At 40.4% G+C, this 1,776-nt stretch carries 3 protein-coding genes; all 3 read right to left on the bottom strand.

Translation table 11 applies throughout. The annotated features are described in order from the left end of the window. Positions 1 to 333: 333 nt before the first annotated feature. Entirely contained in the window at positions 334 to 507 is a 174-nt protein-coding gene (locus BJP37_RS41445) for a hypothetical protein (RefSeq protein WP_198954150.1), read from the bottom strand. Positions 508 to 765: 258 nt separating this feature from the next. Next, a complete protein-coding gene (locus BJP37_RS22915) occupies positions 766 to 948 on the bottom strand; it encodes a hypothetical protein (RefSeq protein ID WP_070394475.1) in 183 nt (60 codons plus the stop codon). A gap of 177 nt (positions 949 to 1,125) precedes the next feature. Continuing rightward, positions 1,126 to 1,482, bottom strand: coding sequence for an SH3 domain-containing protein (locus BJP37_RS22920; protein WP_070394476.1), 357 nt, complete (start codon positions 1,480 to 1,482; stop codon positions 1,126 to 1,128). Between the last annotated feature and the right edge of the window lie 294 nt (positions 1,483 to 1,776).

Consider the following 1,776-nt stretch of genomic DNA (forward strand, 5'->3'; position numbering starts at 1 on the left):
ACAGCTAGGTCAAGCACAATGGGTACTTCTAATTTGATCGGTACTTGGAACACACAGGGTTTATCGTATTTGTAAGGCATGGGTTTTACCTCTTGCTGTAATTACTTTAAATCAACACATTTATATAATGTCAAATCTAACTCTGGCTTGGCAGTACCCTTGAGGGTACCTTTTTCAACTGATGATAGTCTCCCATAACTTAGGGGTGATTATAGGTTAACCTCTACAATAAAACTCCTCCATCCTGAGTTCAGAATGGAGGAGATAGAGGAGAGATAGGACTTAATTTATGTCCAGATTTTAAAAGCTAGCCGTCAAAGATTACTAAAGATACTAAGTGGCAACTGGTTCAGTTTTATCAGTATCCGATCCGTTCTCTTCGATCTCCATTTCCTCATACTTAGTAAAGCACTTACGCTTAGCCGCTACAGCTAGGTCAAGCACAATGGGTACTTCTAATTTGATCGGAACTTGGAACACACAGGGTTTATCGTATTTGTAAGGCATGGGTTTTACCTCTTGCTGTAATTAATTTCAATCAACACATTTATATAATGTCAAATAATCCCCTGGCTTGACAGTACCCTTGAGGGTACCTTTTTTAAACTGATGATAGTCTCCCATAACTTAGGGGTGATTATCGCTGAAGGTCTACAATAAAACTCCTCCCTCCTGAGCTCAGGAGGGAGGATAGAGAGGAGATATATTACTTAATTTATGCCTATAATTTTAAAGCCAGCCGTAAAAAAATAATTTCAAAGATTCCTAAGGATAAAAAGTGGCAGACGGTTCGGCTGGCTCAGTAGCCCCTCCGTTCTCTTCGATCTCCATTTCCTCATATTTAGTAAAGCACTGACGCTTAGCACCTACAGCTAGATCGAGAACAATGGGCACTTCTAATTTGATCGGTACTTGGAACACACAGGGATTATGGTATTTGTAACCCATGGGTTTTACCTCTTGGTGCAATTAATTTCAATCAACACATTTATATAATGTCAAATAATTCCCTGGCTTCACAGTACCCTTGAGGGTACCTTTTCTGTTAAGGATGATTAAGATTAAGTTATTTTAAGGATAGAATTTTGATCAATGCTATCCTTTAGTTTTTCCCGATCGACCTACTTAATCATTAATGGGAGCACATTCGATATTGAGTAAATCGTCGCGAATCCATCCTTTGGCACCACTTACTGGAAAACCTACTCTGTGCCAACCATAACCAAAGCTGTCTATTTTGTAATCTGGTTCTGGAGGAGTTGCTGTCAGAACGTAGACATTATCACCCACTAAACCATAACCCAAGCTTCTATAATTAGTTCCTGCTCCAGAACGTAAGGTAATCCGAGAATTGGGGTTGCTAGCAGTTAGGGTGGCTCGACAGTGGGAACGCTCACTAGGAAAAGTATGCTGAGCAAAAGCCTCAGTTGTAGGGACGGTAACTGCAGCAGCTGTAGCTAGTAATAAGATTGCTTTTTTCATTTGTTTTCTCCAATCATCGATGTTTCTTATTTACTAGTAAAATAGAAATAACAGTTGGAGTGATTGGAGACAGTGCCACTTAATCAGTAGTCCTAACGCTGACATCGATAAAACCTTATTTTTCCATAGTTAACACCCTTGCTAGTACAGACAGTTGAGAAACTGGTCTATGGTGGTTTTGTGTGCGGGGAATAGGGAATAGGGAATAGGGAATAGGGAATAGGGAGTAGGGAATAGGGAATAGGGAATAGGGAGTAGGGAGTAGGGAGTAGGGAGTAGGGAGTAGGGAGTAGG

It is taken from the genome of Moorena bouillonii PNG (assembly GCF_001942495.1).
Classification (GTDB): Bacteria; Cyanobacteriota; Cyanobacteriia; order Cyanobacteriales; family Coleofasciculaceae; genus Moorena; species Moorena bouillonii.

Bases quoted from the DNA above. Each gene is read 5' to 3' on its own strand.
- BJP37_RS22920 (WP_070394476.1), bottom strand. From the start codon at position 1,482: ATGAAAAAAGCAATCTTATTACTAGCTACAGCTGCTGCAGTTACCGTC.
- BJP37_RS22915 (WP_070394475.1), bottom strand. From the start codon at position 948: ATGGGTTACAAATACCATAATCCCTGTGTGTTCCAAGTACCGATCAAA.
- BJP37_RS41445 (WP_198954150.1), bottom strand. From the start codon at position 507: ATGCCTTACAAATACGATAAACCCTGTGTGTTCCAAGTTCCGATCAAA.